The sequence below is a fragment of the Nocardia sp. NPDC059177 genome (assembly GCF_042755165.1).
In the GTDB taxonomy this organism is placed as follows: domain Bacteria; phylum Actinomycetota; class Actinomycetes; order Mycobacteriales; family Mycobacteriaceae; genus Nocardia.
The window spans coordinates 1-18,899 of the sequence record NZ_JBHZBX010000014.1 but is presented as its reverse complement, the minus strand read 5'-3'; the positions used below and the strand labels follow the sequence as shown (position 1 = coordinate 18,899).

Sequence of the window (18,899 nt, the reverse complement as noted above, 5' to 3'; positions counted from 1 at the left end):
GTTGAGCGCACGCGAGAGCAGGACGATGACAGCGACCCTGCCCGCCGGTCTGACAGTGACCGTGCGTGTGCCCGCCTCCACCGCCAATCTCGGCCCCGGATTCGATTGCCTGGGAATGGCATTGGGTCTCTACGACGAGATCGTGGTGCGCACCACCGAGTCGGGCCTCGAGATCAAGGTCGAGGGTGAGGGCGCCGACGACGTGCCCTGGGGCCCAACACATCTGGTGGTACGGGCGATCGAGCGCGGACTGGAGTCGCTCGGCGTCTGGGCCGACGGCCTCGACGTGGTGTGCCGCAACGTGATTCCGCACTCGCGCGGGCTCGGCTCCAGCGCCTCGGCCGTGGTCGGTGGCCTGGCCGCCGGCGCAGGCCTGGCCGCGAAGTTCGATCCGGCGCTGCGCCTGGACGAGGACCGGCTGGTGCAGCTGGCCGCGGAGTTCGAGGGACATCCCGACAATGCCGCCGCCAGCGTGCTCGGCGGAATCGTGGTGTCGTGGACCGAAACCGAGGATGCCGACATCACCCGCAGCTACCGGGCCGTGCGGCTGGACCCGGCGGCCGCGCTGCGCCCGGTGGTGCTGATCCCGCAGGAACGCTCCTCGACCGCGCACACCCGCGGGCTGCTGCCCGAGCTGGTGCCGCACGGGGACGCGGCGTTCAATGTCAGCCGGGCGGCGCTGGCCGTCGTCGCGCTGACCGAGCGCCCCGACCTGCTGATGGCGGCCACCGCCGACCGGCTGCACCAGACCCAGCGTGCGCCCGCGCTACCGCTGACCACCGCCTGGATCGAGCGGCTGCGCGCCGCGGGCATCCCGGCGACGGTTTCCGGCGCCGGCCCGACCATTCTCGCGCTGACCACCGAGGATTTCCCCGATGACCTGCGTAAACAGGCCGATCTCGACGGTCTGCGCGTGGTCGAACCCGGCGTCGCCGACGGGGTGGCGGTGCACTGACGGCGTGCCTGCCTTGCCGTTGTTCACAATGGGCAGCTATTCTGTGCAAGTCCGTACATCGTGCGCATCAGACGCCGGTGCTTCATCAGGGCAATCGCTCCCCTCACCACTTTCCTCTGGTGGCGAAGCCTCCGGTCCGGCGGGGCGGGTAGTACGGCACAGGCGTCCTGCTGGACGCATAATCCGAGCTCGGCATATGTTGCCGGGTCTACGGAACGAACCCTCGACTCAGCACACGGCATTCGAGGGAAGGAAAGGACTTCCGTGACAGAAACGGACCTGCTCGCGACACCCGGGGTGGATTCCAACCCTACGAACTCGGGCGGCCGCGAAAGTGAATCCGGACAGATTTCGAAAATGAGCGAACACACCGACGTCGCACGATCGGGGCTGACTGGAATGCTGTTGCCGCAGTTGCGTGCACTGGCGGGGGAGCTCGGTATCCGAGGCACCTCAGGCATGCGCAAGGGCGATCTCATCGCCGCAATCAAGGAAAACCAGGCCGGTGCGCCGGCGAAGGCGGACAAGCCCGCGCAGGCCGCCGCCGTGACGGCCGACGCGCCCGCCAAGTCCGCGGCGCCCGCCAAGAGCGAGGCTCCCGCGAAGAGCGAAGCGCCTGCCAAGAGTGAGGCTCCCGCGAAGAGCGAGGCTCCCGCCAAGGCCGCGCCCGCCAAGTCGGAGCGCCCCGCGCGTGCCGAGAAGGCCGCGCCCGCCGCCGAGAAGCCGGCCGCCGCGGCCGGGACCGAGCAGGCTCCGGCCGAGCAGGCCAAGTCCGAGGCGCCCGCCGAGGGTGGCGAGGAAACCGCGCGTGAGGGCGGCCAGCGTGGCCGTGGCAGGCAGCGTCGTGGTCGTGACCAGGCCCGTTCCGGTGGCGGCGAGAACGCCCCCGCCGAGAACCGCGCCGAGGAGACCAAGCAGGCCGACAAGGCCGAGGGCGGCGAGCAGGGCGAGCGCCGTCGCGAGCGTGGCGAGCGCCAGGGTGGCGACCGTGCCGAGCGTGGCGACCGCCAGGGTGGCGACCGCGGCGATCGGGGCGACCGCAACCAGAACCAGAACGGCAATCGCGGCCCCCGCGACGACCGTGGCGGCGACGACGAGGAAGGCGGCCGCGGTCGCCGGGGCCGCCGGTTCCGCGAGCGTCGTCGTGGTCGCGACCGCGACGGTGGCGCCGGCGGCGGCGGTGAGGCCCGCGACTTCGAGATCCGCGAGGACGACGTCCTGCAGCCGGTCGCCGGCATTCTCGACGTCCTCGACAACTACGCGTTCGTGCGCACCTCCGGCTACCTGGCCGGCCCGAACGACGTGTACGTCTCGATGAACCTGGTCCGCAAGAACGGCCTGCGCCGCGGTGACGCGATCACCGGCGCGGTGCGTGCCCCGCGCGACGGCGAGCAGAGCAACCAGCGCCAGAAGTTCGACCCGCTGGTGCGCCTGGACACGGTCAACGGTGGCGAGGTGGACGCGGCCAAGCGCCGCCCCGACTTCCAGAAGCTGACCCCGCTGTACCCGAACCAGCGCCTGCGTCTGGAAACCACCCAGAACAAGCTGACCACGCGCGTGATCGACCTGATCATGCCGATCGGCAAGGGTCAGCGCGCGCTGATCGTGTCCCCGCCCAAAGCGGGTAAGACCACGATCATGCAGGACATCGCCAACGCGATCGCGATCAACAACCCCGAGTGCTACCTCATGGTCGTGCTGGTCGACGAACGTCCTGAAGAGGTCACCGACATGCAGCGTTCGGTGAAGGGTGAGGTCATCGCCTCCACCTTCGACCGTCCGCCGGGTGACCACACCTCGGTCGCCGAGCTCGCCATCGAGCGCGCGAAGCGTCTGGTGGAGATGGGCAAAGACGTTGTGGTGCTGCTGGACTCGATCACCCGATTGGGCCGCGCGTACAACAACTCCTCGCCCGCCTCGGGCCGCATCCTCTCCGGTGGTGTCGACTCGACCGCGCTGTACCCGCCCAAGCGGTTCCTCGGCGCGGCACGCAACATCGAGAACGGTGGCTCGCTCACCATCATCGCCACGGCGATGGTCGAGACCGGCTCCACCGGTGACACGGTGATCTTCGAGGAGTTCAAGGGCACCGGCAACGCCGAGCTCAAGCTCGACCGCAAGATCGCCGAGCGGCGCGTGTTCCCCGCGGTCGACATCAACCCGTCGAGCACCCGCCACGACGAGCTGCTGATGTCGCCCGACGAGATGGCGGTGGTGCACAAGCTTCGCCGCGTGCTCTCGGGTCTGGACTCGCATCAGGCCATCGACCTGCTGATGGACCGGCTGAAGAAGTCGAAGAACAACCTCGAGTTCCTGATGACGGTCTCCAAGACCGCACCGGGCGCACTCGACGAGTGATTCGCTGAACACCCACAGGGGCTCCGCTACGGCGGGGCCCCTGTCTGGTTCCAGGCCGGGAACAAAGGGGTGCTCGGGGGTGTTTTCGGAGGCAGTGGCCAGATCTGGCATACTGGCTCGCTGTGTGTCTGCGCGTTCGCAGACATCCCGCCTAGTCGGTTCCGGTTCACGTATCCCGCGCTCCAGCGGTGTACGACCCGGCGACCATTATCGAGAGGACGCCCATGAAGGCAGGAATCCACCCCACGTATGTCGACACCACCGTCGTGTGTGGTTGCGGCAACACCTTCCAGACTCGCTCCACCAAGGAGTCCGGCCAGATCACCGTCGAGGTCTGCTCGCAGTGCCACCCGTTCTACACCGGCAAGCAGAAGATCCTCGACACCGGCGGCCGCGTCGCTCGCTTCGAGGCTCGCTACGGCAAGCGCGCAGGCAAGAAGGCCGACGCCGACAGCTAGTTGCCTCACCCGACGCCCGGTTCTGCATCGCGCAGGCCGGGCGTCGGTGGTTTCTCGCCCCACCGATCCCGTTCCGCACCGCACATAAGGAAGCAAACGTGACGCAGCCGTCCGCCATCGACGACATTCTGGCCGAGTACGCGGGCCTGGAGACGCAGCTGGCCGATCCGGCGTTGCACAACGACGCGGGCGCGGCCAGGCGGGTCGGTAAGCGGTTCGCCGAGCTGGCGCCGGTGATGAGCACCTACCGCAAGCTCGAGTCGGTGCGTGATGATCTGGAGGCCGCGCGGGAGCTGGCCGCCGACGATGCCGCGTTCGCCGCCGAGGTGCCCGGTCTGGAGAGCCAGCTGGCCGAGCTCGAGCAGGCGCTGGCCGATCTGCTGGCTCCGCGTGATCCGCACGACGGCGACGATGTGGTGCTCGAGGTCAAGTCCGGTGAAGGCGGCGAGGAATCGGCGCTGTTCGCCGCCGATCTGGCCCGGATGTACATCCGCTACGCCGAGCGGCACGGCTGGAAGGTGGAGACGCTCGACGTCACCTATTCCGACCTGGGCGGATACAAGGACGCGACGTTGTCGATCAAGAGCAAGGACGCGGCCCGCGACGGGGTGTGGTCGCGGTTCAAGTTCGAGGGCGGTGTGCATCGCGTGCAGCGTGTGCCGGTCACCGAATCGCAGGGCCGCATCCACACCTCGGCCGCCGGCGTGCTGATCTACCCCGAGCCCGACGAGGTCGAGCAGGTGCAGATCGACGAGACCGACCTGCGTATCGACGTCTACCGGTCCTCCGGCAAGGGCGGCCAGGGCGTCAACACCACCGACTCCGCGGTCCGCATCACCCACCTGCCGTCGGGCATCGTGGTGACCTGCCAGAACGAGCGCTCCCAGCTGCAGAACAAGGCGCGCGCGATGCAGGTGCTCGCCGCCCGGTTGCAGGCGCTGGCCGAGGAGCAGGCTGATCAGGAGGCCGCCGCCGGTCGCGCCAGCCAGATCCGCACGGTGGACCGCTCCGAACGGATCCGCACCTACAACTTCCCGGAGAACCGGATCGCCGATCACCGCATCGGTTTCAAGGCGCACAATCTCGACGCGGTTCTCGACGGTGACCTGGACGCGTTGCTCGACGCGCTCGGCAAGGCCGATCGCGACGCCCGCATGGCTGCCGAATAACGCGCGACGAGCCCCGGTGGAGACCGAGGAGAGGTGGCGAGCATGCCCGATGACGCGATGACCGACCGGGTGCGTTTGCGTCCGCTGATCGTCGCGGCCGCCGAACGGCTGGCCGCGGCGGGCGTGGCCTCGCCGCTGCCCGACGCCGAGACCCTGGCCGCGCACGTGCTCGGTACCGAGCGCATGCGCCTGGCCCTGGTGCCGATGGTCGAGCAGGCCGACGCCGACCGGTTCGCCCGGCTCGTCGACCAGCGGGCCGCGCGAATCCCGTTGCAGCACTTGACCGGAACCGCCGCGATGGGCGAGATCGACCTCGCCGTCGGCCCCGGTGTCTTCGTGCCGCGTCCGGAGACCGAGCTGCTGTTCGCCTGGGCGCTGGCCTTCCTGGAGACGCTGCCGCACGATCACGAGCCGGTGGTGGTCGACCTGTGTACGGGTTCCGGCGCCCTGGCCCTGGCCATCGCGCACGCTCGCCCCGATGCCGCGGTGCACGCCGTCGAACTCGATTCCGACGCCCTGACCTGGGCCCGCCGCAACGCCGACGCCCGGATCGCCGACGGCGACACCCCCATCACCCTCTACGCCGACGACGTCACCGACCCCGCCCTGCTCACCGAGCTGACCGGCCGCGTCGACCTGCTCGTAGCGAACCCGCCCTACATCCCCGACGCCGCCGTCCTCGACCCGGAAGTCGCCGACCACGACCCACACCGCGCTCTCTTCGGCGGCCCCGACGGCCTCGACATCATCCGCGCCATGGTCCCCACCATCACCCGCCTCCTGCGCCCCGGCGGCGCCACCGGCATAGAACACGACGACACCAACGGCTCCGGCGCGGCCACCCTCCTCGCGGCCGCCGGTTTCACCGACATCGTCGAACACCCCGACCTCGCCGGCAAACCACGCTTCGTCGTCGGCACCAAGCCCGGCACTCCCTGATCCGGCACGACATGCAAACCTCGCCCGGCAAACCTCACAACGGTGCCCCTGTACAGCCGCCACGACGAATGCCCAGCACCCAGCATTCACACCGCATCCAACGCAACAACTGATCTCGCCAGAACATGGGTAACTCCCCGGGTACGCCCAAAACTCCCCCCACACGCCCCCGCAGGCCCGAGAGCTAGACTCACCCCGCACCAAGCGACCGGAAAAATACGCGGAGAGGCGGAACAGTGGTCTATGACTGTGCGGATGCGGCGTCGCGGGCTGCGGGGATCGCTGCCGCGACCAGCTCGCTCAAGTCCGGACGATTGGTCGTCATGCCGACCGACACCCTGTACGGCCTGGCCGCCGATGCCTTCGATTCCTCGGCGGTCGCCGACCTGCTGGCCGCCAAGCGCCGCGGTCGCGATATGCCCGTCCCGGTGCTCGTCGGTTCCTGGCACACCATCGACGGCCTGGTGTTCTCGGTCCGTCCGCAGGCGCGTGAGCTGATCCGGGCGTTCTGGCCCGGTGCGTTGAGCCTGGTCGTGCAGGCCGCGCCGTCGCTGGCCTGGGATCTCGGTGACACCCGCGGCACGGTGATGCTGCGGATGCCGTTGCATCCGGTGGCGCTGGAGTTGCTGCGCGAGGTCGGTCCGCTGGCGGTGTCGAGCGCCAATGTCTCGGGTCAGCCGCCGGCGAGCACTGTCGAGCAGGCGCGCGAGCAGCTCGGTTCGCTGGCGAGTGTGTATCTCGACGGCGGCCCGGCCGAGCACGCGGTCGCGTCGACGATCGTCGATCTCACCGCGGATCAGCCGCGGGTGCTGCGGGAGGGTGCCGTGCCGCTGGCCGATATCGCCGAAGTGCTCGGGATGACGCCCGACGCGCTCAGCGTCGCGCAGCGGTGATCGCACGTATCCGATGAGCAGTGTTGTTCCCCTGCGCGAGCTGCTGCTCGTGCTGCTCGTCTCGGCCACGGTCACCTTCCTGGCCACCGGTGGTGTGCGGCTGCTGGCGATCGGCTTCGGCGCGGTCGCCGTGCCGCGCGAGCGTGATGTGCATGTGACGCCGATTCCGCGCATGGGTGGTGTCGGCATGTATGTCGGTGTCGTCGCCGCGGTGTTGTTCGCGCACCAGTTGCCCGCGTTGCGTCGCGGATTCGATTACGCGCCCGATATTCCGGCGGTGCTGGTCGCCGCCACCATCATCGTGCTGGTCGGTATCGTCGACGACCGCTGGGGGCTGGACGCGCTCACCAAATTCGCCGGTCAGGTGACCGCGGCGGGGGTGATGGCGGTGATGGGCCTGAGCTGGTACGTCATCTACGACCCGTTCAACGACACCACCGTGGTGCTGGACGCGTTGCAGGGCGGTCTGGTCACCGTGGGTATCACCGTCACCCTGGTGAACGCGATGAACTTCGTCGACGGCCTGGACGGTTTGGCGGCCGGGCTCGGTTTGATCTGCGCGGTCGCGGTTTTCGCGTTCTCCATCGGTTTGCTCTACGACCAGGGCGGCTCGGTGGACACCTATCCGCCCGCGTTGCTGGCCGCCGCGCTGGCCGGTGCGTGCCTCGGATTTCTTCCGCACAATTTCTCGCCCGCCCGAATATTCATGGGCGATACCGGTTCGATGATGATCGGCTTGATGCTGGCCGCTGTTTCCACCGGTGCCTCCGGGCGAATTCCGCTGCAGGGCTATGGCCCGCGCGACATTGTGGGTTTGCTCTCGCCGCTGTTGCTGGTCGGCGCGGTGATGTTCATTCCGGTGCTCGATCTGTTGCTCGCGATCGTGCGCCGGGTGCGCGCCGGCGTGAGTTTCTCCACACCGGACAAAATGCATCTTCATCACCGATTGCTGCAGATCGGACATTCGCAGCGGCGCGTGGTTCTGCTGATCTATTTGTGGGTCGGGGTACTGGCGTTCGGCGCGGTCGGGACCTCGTTGATGGATCGGCGGATCGTGGTGTTGCTGGTGGCGGGTGGATTGGTGTTCGCGCTGGTAGTGACCGCGATCCCATCGATGCGCCGGGTGGAGTCGGCCAACCGCTGAGCGGCGGCCGAAGGTAAAGTACGCGCCGTGAGCTTTACACCGAACCCCGTGCCAGGCCCCGACGCCCCTCTGCGCACCGCGCTGCGCTACGGCCTGATCGGGCTCGGTGTCCTGGTGGTCGTCTCGGTGGTGATCGCCACCCTCGTGGCCGGGACGCCGGGCCTGTGGGGCGCGCTGCTCGGCTCGGCCATCGGCGGCGGATTCATCCTCACCACCGTGGTCGCCGTACTGCTCGGCGCCAAGCTGCCGCCCAGCACCGCGGGCCTGGTCATGCTGGTCAGCTGGGTCGGCAAGCTGCTGATCGCGCTGGTGATCGTCGGTGTGCTCAACCAGTTCGACTTCTACAGCAGGCCCACGCTGTTCTTCACAGTGGTCGGCGCCCTGCTGATCGTGCTGGGCGCGGAGACGTACGGTGTTGTGAGCGTGAAGGTTCCGTATGTCACGACACGCGCGGGGGACGACGAAACGGCTTCCGAACAGGAATAATCCCACCCAGCTACACACTGTCGTAGATAGCTTGGTAAAGTGTTGGTAAGCAAGCACCCAAGCTGGAGGCGCTGCCCGGTATGACTCGGGGCATTGCCTCGGGTTGCCGAGGGGGGATCGCCACGATCCCACCCGGTGCCGCTATGCTTACTGCCGATCCGGGTGGAATGTGCCCGGTTGAAGCATGTCGACGATGTCGCCGACGCCCGAACAGAAGCTGATGCGGGATACCCCGTACGAAGCAACTGTCGAATTTCGAGCCGACCAGAGTCGACCCCATTGATCGTCAATGTCCGATCGAACCGCGGGAATGACCGTCGTACCCGCGGCCCGAACACGGGAGAGAACGCTGAGCGTCATCACTTTGGCGGCGGGCGAGTTCCACGCGCCATCGCTGTCCGACTTCTTCCCTCCAGCAGTGCTGTTCGAGGGTACGCCGTTCGAACTCGATCGCCTGATGCTGATCCGGCTGCTGATGACCGCTGTTGTGGTGCTCGTCTTCGCGCTGGCTTTCCGCTCGCCGAAGATCGTGCCGCGCGGCCTGCAGAACGTGGTGGAAACCGCCGTGGTTTTCGTCAAGGAGCAGATCGCCGACGAGGTACTCGGCAAGGAATCCGGTAAGCGGTTCCTCCCGCTGATCGCGACGATCTTCTTCACGGTGCTGTTCCTGAACTTCTCCAGTGTCGTGCCGTTCCTGAACATCTCCTCGAATGCCCGCGTCGGTATGCCGCTGGTGCTCGCCGTGATCGCCTACGTCGCGTTCAACTACGTCGGTATCCGCAAGTACGGCTTCTGGAAGTACATGCGTTCGAGCATCGTCGTGCCCGATGTGCCGCCCGCGCTGCACGTGCTGCTGATCCCGATCGAGTTCGTCTCGACGTTCATCCTGCGCCCGTTCACGCTGACCGTCCGACTCATGGCCAACATGCTGGCCGGTCACATCATGCTGGTGCTGTTCTTCAGCGCCACCTGGTTCTTCCTCTTCGATGCCACCTCGTGGATGAAGGTCTTCTCGCCCTTCTCGCTGCTGGCAGGCATCGGCTTCACGCTGTTCGAGCTGCTGGTCATCTTCCTGCAGGCGTACGTGTTCGCCCTGCTGACCGCGGTGTACATCAGCCTCGCGCAGCACGCTGCCGACCACTGACCTGTTTCCATACCAGTACTGCCAAACCTGCTACACACGCCGACCGGCGGGTGAGCAAAAGAAAGGGAAAGAAGACTCATGAGCCTCGCTTACCTGGCCCAGGAAGCCGCGACCACCGAGAGCACCTTCAAGGGCTTCGGCGCCATCGGCTACGGTCTCGCCGCGATCGGCCCCGGCATCGGCGTGGGTATCGTCGTCGGTAAGGCCATCGAGGGCTTTGCCCGTCAGCCCGAGCTGGCCGGCCAGATCCGGACCAACATGTTCCTCGGTATCGCGTTCACCGAGGCCCTGGCGCTGATCGGCCTCGTCGCCGGCTTCATCTTCTGATTCCGATGCGCGAACTCATCACGCTCGCTGCCGAAGGGGGAGAGGATGTGAATCCTCTCATCCCCGAAACGTACGACATCGTCTGGTCGATCGTCTGCGTCGCCGTCATCGGTCTGCTGTTCTGGAAGTACGTGATCCCACGTGTGACCAAGACCCTCGACGAGCGTGCCGACAAGATCGAAGGCGGTATCGCCAGGGCCGAAGCAGCCCAGGTCGAAGCACAGCAGACGCTGCAGCAGTACCAGCAGCAGCTGGCCGACGCCCGGCTCGAGGCCGCACGTATCCGCGAGGATGCGCGCACCCAGGGTCAGCAGATCCTCGCGCAGATGCGCACGGATGCCCAGGCCGAAAGCGACCGCATCGTCGCCGCCGGTCACTCCCAGCTGGAAGCCCAGCGCCAGCAGATCCTGACCGAGCTGCGTTCCGAGGTCGGCGTCACCGCCGTCAGCCTGGCCGAGAAGATCATCGGCCAGTCGGTTTCGGACGAGGCCAAGCAGGCGGCGTCGATCGACAAGTTCCTCAGCGAACTCGACGACACCACCGCCATCGGGGCCGGAAGGTAACGACGCGAAAGTGAGAAGCATGTACGCAGCGAGCCGCGAGGCCAGCTCCCGGTCCCGGGAGGCGCTTCGGGCCGCTCTGACCGGAAGCGAAACTGTTGCGGCCACAACGGGGTCGGAACTGTTCGCCGTTGTCGCCGTGCTGGACGACCAGCGTTCGCTGCGTGTGGCGCTCGCGGACGTGTCGGTGCCGGGTTCGGCGCGCGCTGATCTCAGTGAGCGGATCTTCGGCGGCAAGGTCAGCGCTGCCACGCAGGCAGTGCTGACCACCGCGGTGGCCCAGAACTGGTCGCGGGCCCGTGATCTGGTCGACACCCTGGTGCTACTCGGGCAGGAGGCTCTGCTGGAGTCGGCCGCCGACAGTGGCCGGCTGGCCGCGGTGGAGGACGAGCTGTTCCGGCTCGGTCGTATCATCGCCGACAACCCGCAGCTGGAGCAGGCACTGTCCGATCAGGGCAAGCCCACCGAGGCGCGGCGCGAGCTGATCGTTCGGTTGCTGACCGGCAAGGCCGAGCCGACCACCCTGGCGCTGGCCGAGCAGGCGGTGACCCGACTGCGGACCAACAACATCGGCGTCGCCTTCGGCGCCCTGTCCGATCTGGCGGCGGCCCGTCGTGACCAGATCGTCGCCCACGTACACGCCGCGGCCGAACTGTCCGGTCCGCAGAAGGAGAAGCTCTCGGCTTCCCTGCAGCGGATCTACGGCAAGGCGGTCACCGTGCACGTGCAGGTCGACCCGACGCTGCTGAGCGGCGTCGTCGTACGCGTCGGAGACGACGTCATCGACGGCAGCGCCACCGGCCGACTGGAGAAGCTGCGCCGGGCACTGTCGTAAATCGACGCAGCCCGGACGCCTCTTCCCAACCCCCGACATTCGAGACCACAGCGAGAGCAGGAACAACATGGCGGAGCTGACGATCTCCTCCGACGAGATCCGTAGCGCGATCGAGAGCTACACCCAGAGCTACACCCCGGAAACCTCCATCGAAGAAGTCGGCCTCGTGACCGATACCGGCGACGGTATCGCGCACGTCAGCGGTCTGCCTTCGGCGATGGCCAACGAGCTGCTCGAGTTCCCGGGCGGCGTCCTGGGCGTCGCGCTGAACCTCGAGGACACCGAGATCGGTGCCGTCATCCTCGGCGAGTACGCCTCGCTGGAAGAGGGCCAGCAGGTCCGCCGCACCGGCGACGTGCTGTCGGTTCCCGTCGGCGACAAGTTCCTCGGTCGCGTCGTCAACCCGCTCGGTCAGGCCATCGACGGCCTGGGCGAGATCGAGGCCGACGACCGCCGCGTGCTCGAGCTGCAGGCCGCGACCGTGCTGGAGCGCCAGCCGGTCGAGGAGCCCCTCGCGACCGGTATCACCGCGATCGACGCGCTGACCGCCATCGGGCGCGGCCAGCGTCAGCTGATCATCGGCGACCGCAAGACCGGCAAGACCGCCGTCGCCGTCGACGCGATCCTGAACCAGAAGGCGAACTGGGAGACCGGCGACCCGACCAAGCAGGTCCGCTGCATCTACGTCGCGATCGGCCAGAAGGGCTCCACCATCGCGGGCGTCAAGACCGCGCTCGAGGAGCACGGCGCGATGGAGTACACCACGATTGTGGCCGCCCCTGCGTCGGATTCCGCCGGCTTCAAGTGGCTGGCCCCCTACACCGGTTCGGCCATCGGCCAGCACTGGATGTACCAGGGCAAGCACGTCCTGATCGTGTTCGACGACCTGACCAAGCAGGCCGAGGCCTACCGCGCCATCTCGCTGCTGCTGCGTCGTCCGCCGGGCCGCGAGGCGTACCCCGGTGACGTCTTCTACCTGCACTCCCGTCTGCTGGAGCGTTGCGCGAAGCTGTCCGACGAGATGGGCGGCGGCTCGATGACCGGTCTGCCGATCATCGAGACCAAGGCCAACGACGTCTCGGCGTTCATCCCGACCAACGTCATTTCCATCACCGACGGTCAGGTCTTCCTCGAGTCCGACCTGTTCAACAAGGGTGTCCGCCCGGCGATCAACGTCGGTACCTCGGTCTCCCGTGTCGGTGGCGCCGCCCAGACCAAGGCCATGAAGAAGGTCGCCGGTTCGCTGCGTCTGGAAATGGCCCAGTACCGCGAGCTGGAGGCGTTCTCCGCCTTCGCCTCCGACCTGGACGCCGCTTCGCTGGCCCAGCTCGAGCGTGGTGCCCGCTGGGTGGAGCTGCTCAAGCAGAACCAGTACTCCCCGGTCGCCGTCGAGGATCAGGTCATCTCGATCTACCTGGTCGACGCCGGCTACTACGACTCGGTGCCGGTCGGCGACGTGCGTCGCTTCACCGCCGAGCTGCTCGAGCACCTGCACAGCGCGACCCAGTCGTCCTTCGACGCGCTCGAGGGTGGCCGCAAGCCGCTCGACGGCGAGGCCGCCGACGCGATCAAGTCGGAGACCGACAAGTTCAAGGAAGGCTTCCTGGCCTCCGACGGCAGCCGCGTCGTGAACGAGGCCGCCGCCGGCGATCTGGACCACGAAGAGGTCGAGTCGCTGTCGGTCACCCGCAAGCACGTCGAGAAGTAAGCCGGGTCGAACTGATGTCGGCAACTACCGATCTGACGAAGGGAGTGTGACCCGCTAGTGGCTAGTTTGCGCGAATTGCGCTCCCGTATTCGTGGTGTGAATTCGATCAAGAAGATCACCAAGGCTCAGGAACTCATCGCGACCTCGCGAATTTCCAAGGCCCAGGCCAGGGTCGCGGCGGCCAAGCCGTACGCCGAGGAGATCACCAAGGTCCTCGGCGAACTGGCGAGCGCGTCGAAGAACCTGTCGCACCCGCTGCTGACCGAGCGTCCCGACGCCCGGCGCGCCGCTGTCCTGGTGATCACCAGCGACAGCGGTATGTGCGGTGGCTACAACTCGAACGTGCTCAAGCGCGCCGAGGAGCTCATGACCACCCTGCGTGGCGAGGGCAAGGAGCCGGTGCTGTACGTGATGGGCAACAAGGGCCTCACGTACTACAAGTTCCGCAACCGCCCGTACCAGGCGTCGTGGACCGGCTTCTCGCAGCAGCCGAAGTACACCGACGCGTCGGCCGCGTGCGAGCACCTGGTCGAGGCGTTCATGGCCGGCTCCGAGAGCGAGGTTCCCGCGCTGGACGGCACCGGAACCATCGCGGGCGTCGACGAGCTGCACATCGTGTACACCAAGTTCGTCTCGATGCTGACGCAGAACCCGGAGGTGCGCCGCCTGGCGCCGATCCAGGTGAGCTTCGTCGACGAGAACTACGAACTCGGCGAGGACATCGTCTCGGATTCGCCGAACGCGGTGGCCACGGCGCAGTACGAATTCGAGCCGGACGCCGACGTGCTGCTGGGCGCGCTGCTGCCCAAGTACGTCAACACGCGTATCTACGCATCGTTGCTCGAGGCAGCGGCATCCGAGTCCGCGGCTCGGCGCACCGCAATGAAGGCGGCGACCGACAACGCCAACGAGCTGGCCAGTGTGCTCCAGCGCGAGGCGAACTCGGTGCGTCAGGCCCAGATCACGCAGGAAATCAGCGAAATCGTCGGCGGCGTGAACGCGCTGGCGTCGAGCTCGGACCGCGACTAGAAGCGCAGGAAGAGAACCAATCTAATGACCGCAGCTGTCACTCAGGACAACGCAGCCAAGGCGGGCGCAACCGCCGGCCGCGTCGTCCGTGTCATCGGCCCCGTCGTGGACGTCGAGTTCCCGCGTGGCGCCATCCCCGAGCTGTTCAACGCTCTCAACGCCGACATCAAGCTCGCGTCGGTGGCCAAGACCCTGACCCTCGAGGTCGCTCAGCACCTCGGCGACAACATCGTGCGCACCATCTCGATGCAGCCCACCGACGGCCTGGTCCGTGGCGCGACTGTCGTCGACTCGGGCAAGCCGATCTCGGTGCCCGTCGGTGACATCGTCAAGGGCCACGTGTTCAACGCCCTCGGCGACTGCCTCGACTCGCCCGGCCTCGGCCGCGACGGCGAGCAGTGGGGCATCCACCGCAAGCCCCCGAGCTTCGACCAGCTCGAGGGTAAGACCGAGATGCTCGAGACCGGTGTCAAGGTCATCGACCTGCTGACCCCGTACGTCAAGGGCGGCAAGATCGGTCTGTTCGGTGGTGCCGGTGTCGGCAAGACCGTGCTGATCCAGGAGATGATCACCCGTATCGCTCGCGAGTTCTCCGGCACCTCGGTGTTCGCGGGTGTCGGTGAGCGTACCCGTGAGGGCACCGACCTCCACCTGGAAATGGAAGAGATGGGCGTCCTCCAGGACACCGCCCTCGTCTTCGGCCAGATGGACGAGCCGCCGGGCACGCGTATGCGCGTGGCCCTGTCCGCGCTGACCATGGCGGAGTACTTCCGCGATGTCCAGCACCAGGACGTGCTGCTGTTCATCGACAACATCTTCCGCTTCACCCAGGCCGGCTCCGAGGTCTCGACCCTGCTGGGTCGTATGCCTTCGGCCGTGGGTTACCAGCCGACGCTGGCCGACGAGATGGGTGAGCTCCAGGAGCGCATCACCTCGACCCGTGGTCGCTCGATCACCTCGCTGCAGGCGATCTACGTCCCCGCCGACGACTACACCGACCCGGCGCCGGCGACCACCTTCGCCCACCTCGATGCGACGACCGAGCTTTCCCGCCCGATCTCGCAGAAGGGCATCTACCCGGCCGTCGACCCGCTGACCTCGACCTCTCGTATCCTCGAGGCTTCGATCGTCGGCGAGCGTCACTTCCGGGTCGCCAACGAGGTCAAGCGGATCCTGCAGAAGTACAAGGAACTGCAGGACATCATCGCCATCCTCGGTATGGACGAGCTCTCCGAAGAGGACAAGGTCCTGGTCGGTCGCGCCCGTCGTCTGGAGAAGTTCCTCGGCCAGAACTTCATCGTGGCCGAGAAGTTCACCGGTCAGCCGGGCTCGGTCGTGCCGCTGGAGCAGACCATCGACGACTTCGATCGCGTCTGCAAGGGCGAGTTCGACCACTTCCCGGAGCAGGCGTTCAACTCCTGCGGTGGTCTCGACGACGTCGAGGCCGCTGCGAAGAAGATCGCCGGGAAGTAGTCCACCATGGCGGAGATGACAGTTGATCTCGTAGCGGTCGAACGCAAGCTCTGGTCCGGCCAGGCGACGTTCGTCAGCGCGCAGACCACCGAAGGTCAGATCGGCATCATGGCCGGCCACGAGCCGCTGCTCGGTCAGCTCGTCGAGGGCGGCACGGTGTCCATCGTGTCGACCGACGGCGAGCGGATCGTCGCCGCGGTGCACGGCGGCTTCTTCTCGGTGACCGCCGATACCGTGCGGGTGCTGGCCGAGTCCGCGGATCTCGCGGCCGAGGTCGACGTCGACGCGGCCCGTCAGGTCCTCGCCGACACCGGCGCCACCGAGGTGGAGCTGCGGGTCGCCCAGGGCCAGGTGCGCGCGGTCGAAGCGAACGTCAAGGCCTGATCGCACGAGCACAGCCCACTGCCGGTGACGAACTTCGGTTCGTCACCGGCAGTGCTGTCTGCGGGGTCAGTGGCGGTCCCCGCGAAAGCGGCGGTATCGGGCGTGATTGAATATCGCATGGGGGTGTCTTTGTGGCACCGGCAGAGCGAAAGGGCGTACGGCATTGCAGACCGGGATGGTTCTCCTGATCATTCTGGTGCTGACGCTCGTGTTCGTAGCCGGTGCTTCGACCTATCGGCTGGTGATGTTGCGCCGGGGCGGCACGGCCGCGCTGCTGCGGGTGTTGCCCGCGCGCGGCGGCCAGGGCTGGCGGCACGGCCTCATCCGCTACGAAGAAGACCGGCTCGTCTTCTTCAAACTGACCAGCCTGAAGCTCGGCCCGGACAGCACCGTGCACCGGCAGGGCCTCGAGATCGTCGAACGCCGCGCACCACAGGGCGACGAATTCGACATCATGACCGAAGACCTCGTCGTAGTAGCCGTCACCGACCCGCACAACAGTTTCGAGCTGGCCCTCGACCGCGGATCGATGGCGGCTTTTCTGTCCTGGATGGAGTCACGTCCCTCCGACCGTGCCCGCCGCACCCGAGGAGGCCCCCAGTGAGCGTTCACCTGACCCGTATCTACACCCGCACCGGCGACGACGGCACCACCGGTCTGAGCGACTTCTCCCGGGTGGCCAAGAACGATCCGCGCCTGATCGCCTACGCCGACTGCGACGAGGCCAATGCCGCGCTCGGCGTCGCGGTGGCCCTCGGCGCGCCGGAGCCCGCCGTGCTGGCGGTGCTGCGCCAGATCCAGAACGACCTGTTCGACGCGGGCGCCGACCTGTCCACCCCGATCGTGGCCGAGCCGAAGTATCCGCCGCTGCGCATCACCCAGCCCTATATCGACCGGCTCGAGGCCTGGTGCGACGAGTTCAACGACGGTCTGGCACCGCTGAATTCGTTCATCCTGCCCGGCGGCACGCCGTTGGCTGCGTTGTTGCACACAGCGCGCACCGTGGTGCGACGCGCCGAGCGCGCGGCCTGGGCCGCCGTCGAGGCGCACCCCGACGACACCAGCGTATTGCCCGCGAAGTACCTCAATCGCCTGTCGGACCTGCTGTTCATCCTCAGCCGGGTCACCAATCCCGACGGTGACGTGCTGTGGCAGCCCGGTGGCGGACGCGAGCGCTGAAAGCGATTCGCCGACGCCAGGATCGGCCGGTTTGGCGTCGGGGGGCGTGTCGTCGGGCAACGGTCGATAAGCTGGCGGGGTGAGCGAACGGTTTCTGGTCTCCGGCGGTAATCAGCTCGTCGGCGAGGTCGCGGTCGGCGGCGCGAAGAACAGCGTGCTGAAGCTGATGGCCGCCGCTTTGCTGGCCGAGGGTACGACCACCATCACCAACTGCCCGGACATCCTCGATGTCCCGCTGATGGCCGATGTGCTGCGCGGCCTCGGCTGCGACGTGACGATCTCCGACGACGAGAGCGGCGACCGCTCGGTCTGCACGATCGTCACCCCGCCGGAACCGAAGTACCACGCCGACTTCCCCGCGGTGACCCAGTTCCGCGCCTCGGTCTGTGTGCTCGGCCCGCTGATGGCGCGGTGTAAGCGCGCGGTGGTCGCGCTCCCCGGCGGCGACGCGATCGGCTCGCGCCCGCTGGACATGCATCAGCAGGGCCTGCGTCTGCTCGGCGCGACCAGCGAGATCGAGCACGGTTGTGTGGTCGCCAAGGCCGACGAGCTGCAGGGCGCCCGCATCCGGCTGGACTTCCCGTCGGTCGGCGCGACCGAGAACATCCTGATGGCCGCCGTGCTGGCCGAGGGGGAGACGGTCATCGACAACGCGGCGCGCGAGCCCGACATCGTCGACCTGTGCACCATGCTCGTGCAGATGGGTGCGCGGATCGACGGTGCCGGATCCTCGGTGCTGACCGTGCAGGGCGTCAAGAGCCTGTCGCCGACCACGCACCGGGTCATCGGCGACCGCATCGTCGCCGCCACCTGGGGGATCGCGGCCGCGATGACCACCGGCGATGTCCGCGTCACCGGGATCAACCCCAAGCATCTGGCCCTGGTACTGGACAAGCTGCGGTCGGCGGGCGCGCGAATCTCCTACGAGCCCAACGGCTTCCGCGTGGTCCAGCCCGAGCGCCCGCGCGCGGTGAACTTCGCGACGCTGCCCTTCCCCGGTTTCCCCACCGATCTGCAGCCGATGGCGATCGGCCTGGCCGCCATCGCCGACGGCACCTCGATGATCACCGAGAACGTCTTCGAGGCGCGCTTCCGCTTCGTCGAGGAGATGATCCGCCTGGGCGCCGACGCCCGCACCGACGGTCACCACGCCGTGGTCCGCGGTATCCCGCGCCTGTCCAGCGCGCCGGTGTGGTCCTCCGACATCCGCGCCGGCGCGGGTCTGGTGCTGGCCGGCCTCGTCGCCGACGGTGTCACCGAGGTGCACGACGTCTTCCACATCGACCGCGGCTACCCCAAGTTCGTCGAGCAGATGCAGGCGCTGGGCGGACAGGTCGAACGCGTAGGCGCGCCGAAATAGCCTCCTGACCAGGCGATTTGACTTCGCGTTAGTCACCACGTAACTTTATTCGAGTCAGAGCGACACGGACCCCCACGGGGTAGCGGTGAGCGCCTGATTGATCATCTAGCCAGCCTCTCCTCCTGAACTTGCTTCGGTGGGGTCGGGTGCGCTAGGTTGGAACAGTTGCCCTGCGGAAGCCCCTACGAAATGTTGCGGGTAGAAGCTTGTGCGTGTGTTCTTTGAGAACTCAATAGTGTGTCGATGAATGTCAGTGCCAATATTATTATTGGTTCCGCTTCTCATACCCCCCGGTTGAGGAGTGGACATTTGAATGTCAGCAAACTTATTTGCTGGTGTTCGGCTTGCTAGGTTTTCGGACTCTAGTCTTTAGATTATTCTGATTCGCTCTTCGGAGTGTTTCGAGAGTCTTCAACGGAGAGTTTGATCCTGGCTCAGGACGAACGCTGGCGGCGTGCTTAACACATGCAAGTCGAGCGGTAAGGCCCTTCGGGGTAC

19 protein-coding genes and 1 rRNA gene are annotated in these 18,899 nt (G+C 67.1%); all 20 read left to right on the top strand.

Going from position 1 to position 18,899, the window contains the following annotated elements:
- Positions 1-25 precede the first annotated feature (25 nt).
- Entirely contained in the window at positions 26-955 is a 930-nt protein-coding gene (thrB, locus tag ACFXK0_RS18505) for a homoserine kinase (protein ID WP_379411632.1), read from the top strand.
- A 357-nt stretch (positions 956-1,312) separates the two neighbouring features.
- On the top strand, positions 1,313-3,313 hold the full coding sequence (gene rho / locus ACFXK0_RS18500) for a transcription termination factor Rho (RefSeq protein ID WP_379411631.1): 2,001 nt from the start codon (positions 1,313-1,315) through the stop codon (positions 3,311-3,313).
- 224 nt (positions 3,314-3,537) lie between these two features.
- The gene (gene rpmE, locus ACFXK0_RS18495; protein WP_379310600.1) at positions 3,538-3,771 is read left to right on the top strand and encodes a 50S ribosomal protein L31; all 234 of its coding nucleotides are present in this window, start codon (positions 3,538-3,540) and stop codon (positions 3,769-3,771) included.
- A gap of 98 nt (positions 3,772-3,869) precedes the next feature.
- Entirely contained in the window at positions 3,870-4,940 is a 1,071-nt protein-coding gene (gene prfA, locus ACFXK0_RS18490; protein ID WP_379411630.1) for a peptide chain release factor 1, read from the top strand.
- Positions 4,941-4,982: 42 nt separating this feature from the next.
- Complete coding sequence (prmC, locus tag ACFXK0_RS18485; protein WP_379411629.1) at positions 4,983-5,879, top strand: peptide chain release factor N(5)-glutamine methyltransferase; 897 nt, start codon at positions 4,983-4,985, stop codon at positions 5,877-5,879.
- A 236-nt stretch (positions 5,880-6,115) separates the two neighbouring features.
- Positions 6,116-6,772 (top strand): L-threonylcarbamoyladenylate synthase, encoded by a 657-nt coding sequence (locus ACFXK0_RS18480; protein ID WP_379411628.1) that lies wholly within the window; start codon positions 6,116-6,118, stop codon positions 6,770-6,772.
- Between the two features lie 13 nt (positions 6,773-6,785).
- Positions 6,786-7,916, top strand: coding sequence for an MraY family glycosyltransferase (locus ACFXK0_RS18475; RefSeq protein WP_379411627.1), 1,131 nt, complete (start codon positions 6,786-6,788; stop codon positions 7,914-7,916).
- Positions 7,917-7,943: 27 nt separating this feature from the next.
- Positions 7,944-8,402 (top strand): hypothetical protein, encoded by a 459-nt coding sequence (locus ACFXK0_RS18470; protein ID WP_379411626.1) that lies wholly within the window; start codon positions 7,944-7,946, stop codon positions 8,400-8,402.
- Positions 8,403-8,691: 289 nt separating this feature from the next.
- Complete coding sequence (atpB, locus tag ACFXK0_RS18465) at positions 8,692-9,546, top strand: F0F1 ATP synthase subunit A (RefSeq protein WP_379411625.1); 855 nt, start codon at positions 8,692-8,694, stop codon at positions 9,544-9,546.
- A 78-nt stretch (positions 9,547-9,624) separates the two neighbouring features.
- Entirely contained in the window at positions 9,625-9,873 is a 249-nt protein-coding gene (locus ACFXK0_RS18460; protein ID WP_019045404.1) for an ATP synthase F0 subunit C, read from the top strand.
- Positions 9,874-9,878: 5 nt separating this feature from the next.
- Positions 9,879-10,436, top strand: a complete 558-nt coding sequence (locus ACFXK0_RS18455; RefSeq protein ID WP_379411624.1) for a F0F1 ATP synthase subunit B — start codon at positions 9,879-9,881, stop codon at positions 10,434-10,436.
- Positions 10,437-10,455: 19 nt separating this feature from the next.
- Positions 10,456-11,268 (top strand): F0F1 ATP synthase subunit delta, encoded by an 813-nt coding sequence (locus tag ACFXK0_RS18450; RefSeq protein WP_379411623.1) that lies wholly within the window; start codon positions 10,456-10,458, stop codon positions 11,266-11,268.
- 67 nt (positions 11,269-11,335) lie between these two features.
- Complete coding sequence (atpA, locus tag ACFXK0_RS18445; protein ID WP_379411622.1) at positions 11,336-12,976, top strand: F0F1 ATP synthase subunit alpha; 1,641 nt, start codon at positions 11,336-11,338, stop codon at positions 12,974-12,976.
- A 57-nt stretch (positions 12,977-13,033) separates the two neighbouring features.
- A complete protein-coding gene (locus ACFXK0_RS18440) occupies positions 13,034-14,005 on the top strand; it encodes a F0F1 ATP synthase subunit gamma (protein WP_379411621.1) in 972 nt (323 codons plus the stop codon).
- Between the two features lie 24 nt (positions 14,006-14,029).
- The gene (gene atpD, locus ACFXK0_RS18435) at positions 14,030-15,478 is read left to right on the top strand and encodes a F0F1 ATP synthase subunit beta (RefSeq protein WP_379411620.1); all 1,449 of its coding nucleotides are present in this window, start codon (positions 14,030-14,032) and stop codon (positions 15,476-15,478) included.
- A 6-nt stretch (positions 15,479-15,484) separates the two neighbouring features.
- On the top strand, positions 15,485-15,862 hold the full coding sequence (locus ACFXK0_RS18430; protein ID WP_379411619.1) for a F0F1 ATP synthase subunit epsilon: 378 nt from the start codon (positions 15,485-15,487) through the stop codon (positions 15,860-15,862).
- A gap of 175 nt (positions 15,863-16,037) precedes the next feature.
- The gene (locus ACFXK0_RS18425) at positions 16,038-16,466 is read left to right on the top strand and encodes a DUF2550 domain-containing protein (protein WP_379411618.1); all 429 of its coding nucleotides are present in this window, start codon (positions 16,038-16,040) and stop codon (positions 16,464-16,466) included.
- On the top strand, positions 16,463-17,041 hold the full coding sequence (locus tag ACFXK0_RS18420) for a cob(I)yrinic acid a,c-diamide adenosyltransferase (protein WP_379411617.1): 579 nt from the start codon (positions 16,463-16,465) through the stop codon (positions 17,039-17,041). Before ACFXK0_RS18425 ends, ACFXK0_RS18420 begins: the two co-directional genes overlap by 4 nt.
- A 79-nt stretch (positions 17,042-17,120) precedes the next feature.
- Positions 17,121-18,401 carry a UDP-N-acetylglucosamine 1-carboxyvinyltransferase gene (gene murA, locus ACFXK0_RS18415; RefSeq protein WP_379411616.1) on the top strand — a complete coding sequence of 427 codons (1,281 nt, stop codon included), beginning with the start codon at positions 17,121-17,123 and terminating at the stop codon, positions 18,399-18,401.
- A gap of 411 nt (positions 18,402-18,812) precedes the next feature.
- A 16S ribosomal RNA gene (locus ACFXK0_RS18410) occupies positions 18,813-18,899 on the top strand; the annotation flags it as partial.

Bases quoted from the DNA above. Each gene is read 5' to 3' on its own strand.
- thrB (WP_379411632.1), top strand. From the start codon at position 26: ATGACAGCGACCCTGCCCGCCGGTCTGACAGTGACCGTGCGTGTGCCC.
- rho (WP_379411631.1), top strand. From the start codon at position 1,313: ATGAGCGAACACACCGACGTCGCACGATCGGGGCTGACTGGAATGCTG.
- rpmE (WP_379310600.1), top strand. From the start codon at position 3,538: ATGAAGGCAGGAATCCACCCCACGTATGTCGACACCACCGTCGTGTGT.
- prmC (WP_379411629.1), top strand. From the start codon at position 4,983: ATGCCCGATGACGCGATGACCGACCGGGTGCGTTTGCGTCCGCTGATC.
- ACFXK0_RS18475 (WP_379411627.1), top strand. From the start codon at position 6,786: ATGAGCAGTGTTGTTCCCCTGCGCGAGCTGCTGCTCGTGCTGCTCGTC.
- atpB (WP_379411625.1), top strand. From the start codon at position 8,692: ATGTCCGATCGAACCGCGGGAATGACCGTCGTACCCGCGGCCCGAACA.
- ACFXK0_RS18460 (WP_019045404.1), top strand. From the start codon at position 9,625: ATGAGCCTCGCTTACCTGGCCCAGGAAGCCGCGACCACCGAGAGCACC.
- ACFXK0_RS18455 (WP_379411624.1), top strand. From the start codon at position 9,879: ATGCGCGAACTCATCACGCTCGCTGCCGAAGGGGGAGAGGATGTGAAT.
- ACFXK0_RS18450 (WP_379411623.1), top strand. From the start codon at position 10,456: ATGTACGCAGCGAGCCGCGAGGCCAGCTCCCGGTCCCGGGAGGCGCTT.
- atpA (WP_379411622.1), top strand. From the start codon at position 11,336: ATGGCGGAGCTGACGATCTCCTCCGACGAGATCCGTAGCGCGATCGAG.
- atpD (WP_379411620.1), top strand. From the start codon at position 14,030: ATGACCGCAGCTGTCACTCAGGACAACGCAGCCAAGGCGGGCGCAACC.
- ACFXK0_RS18430 (WP_379411619.1), top strand. From the start codon at position 15,485: ATGGCGGAGATGACAGTTGATCTCGTAGCGGTCGAACGCAAGCTCTGG.
- ACFXK0_RS18425 (WP_379411618.1), top strand. From the start codon at position 16,038: ATGGTTCTCCTGATCATTCTGGTGCTGACGCTCGTGTTCGTAGCCGGT.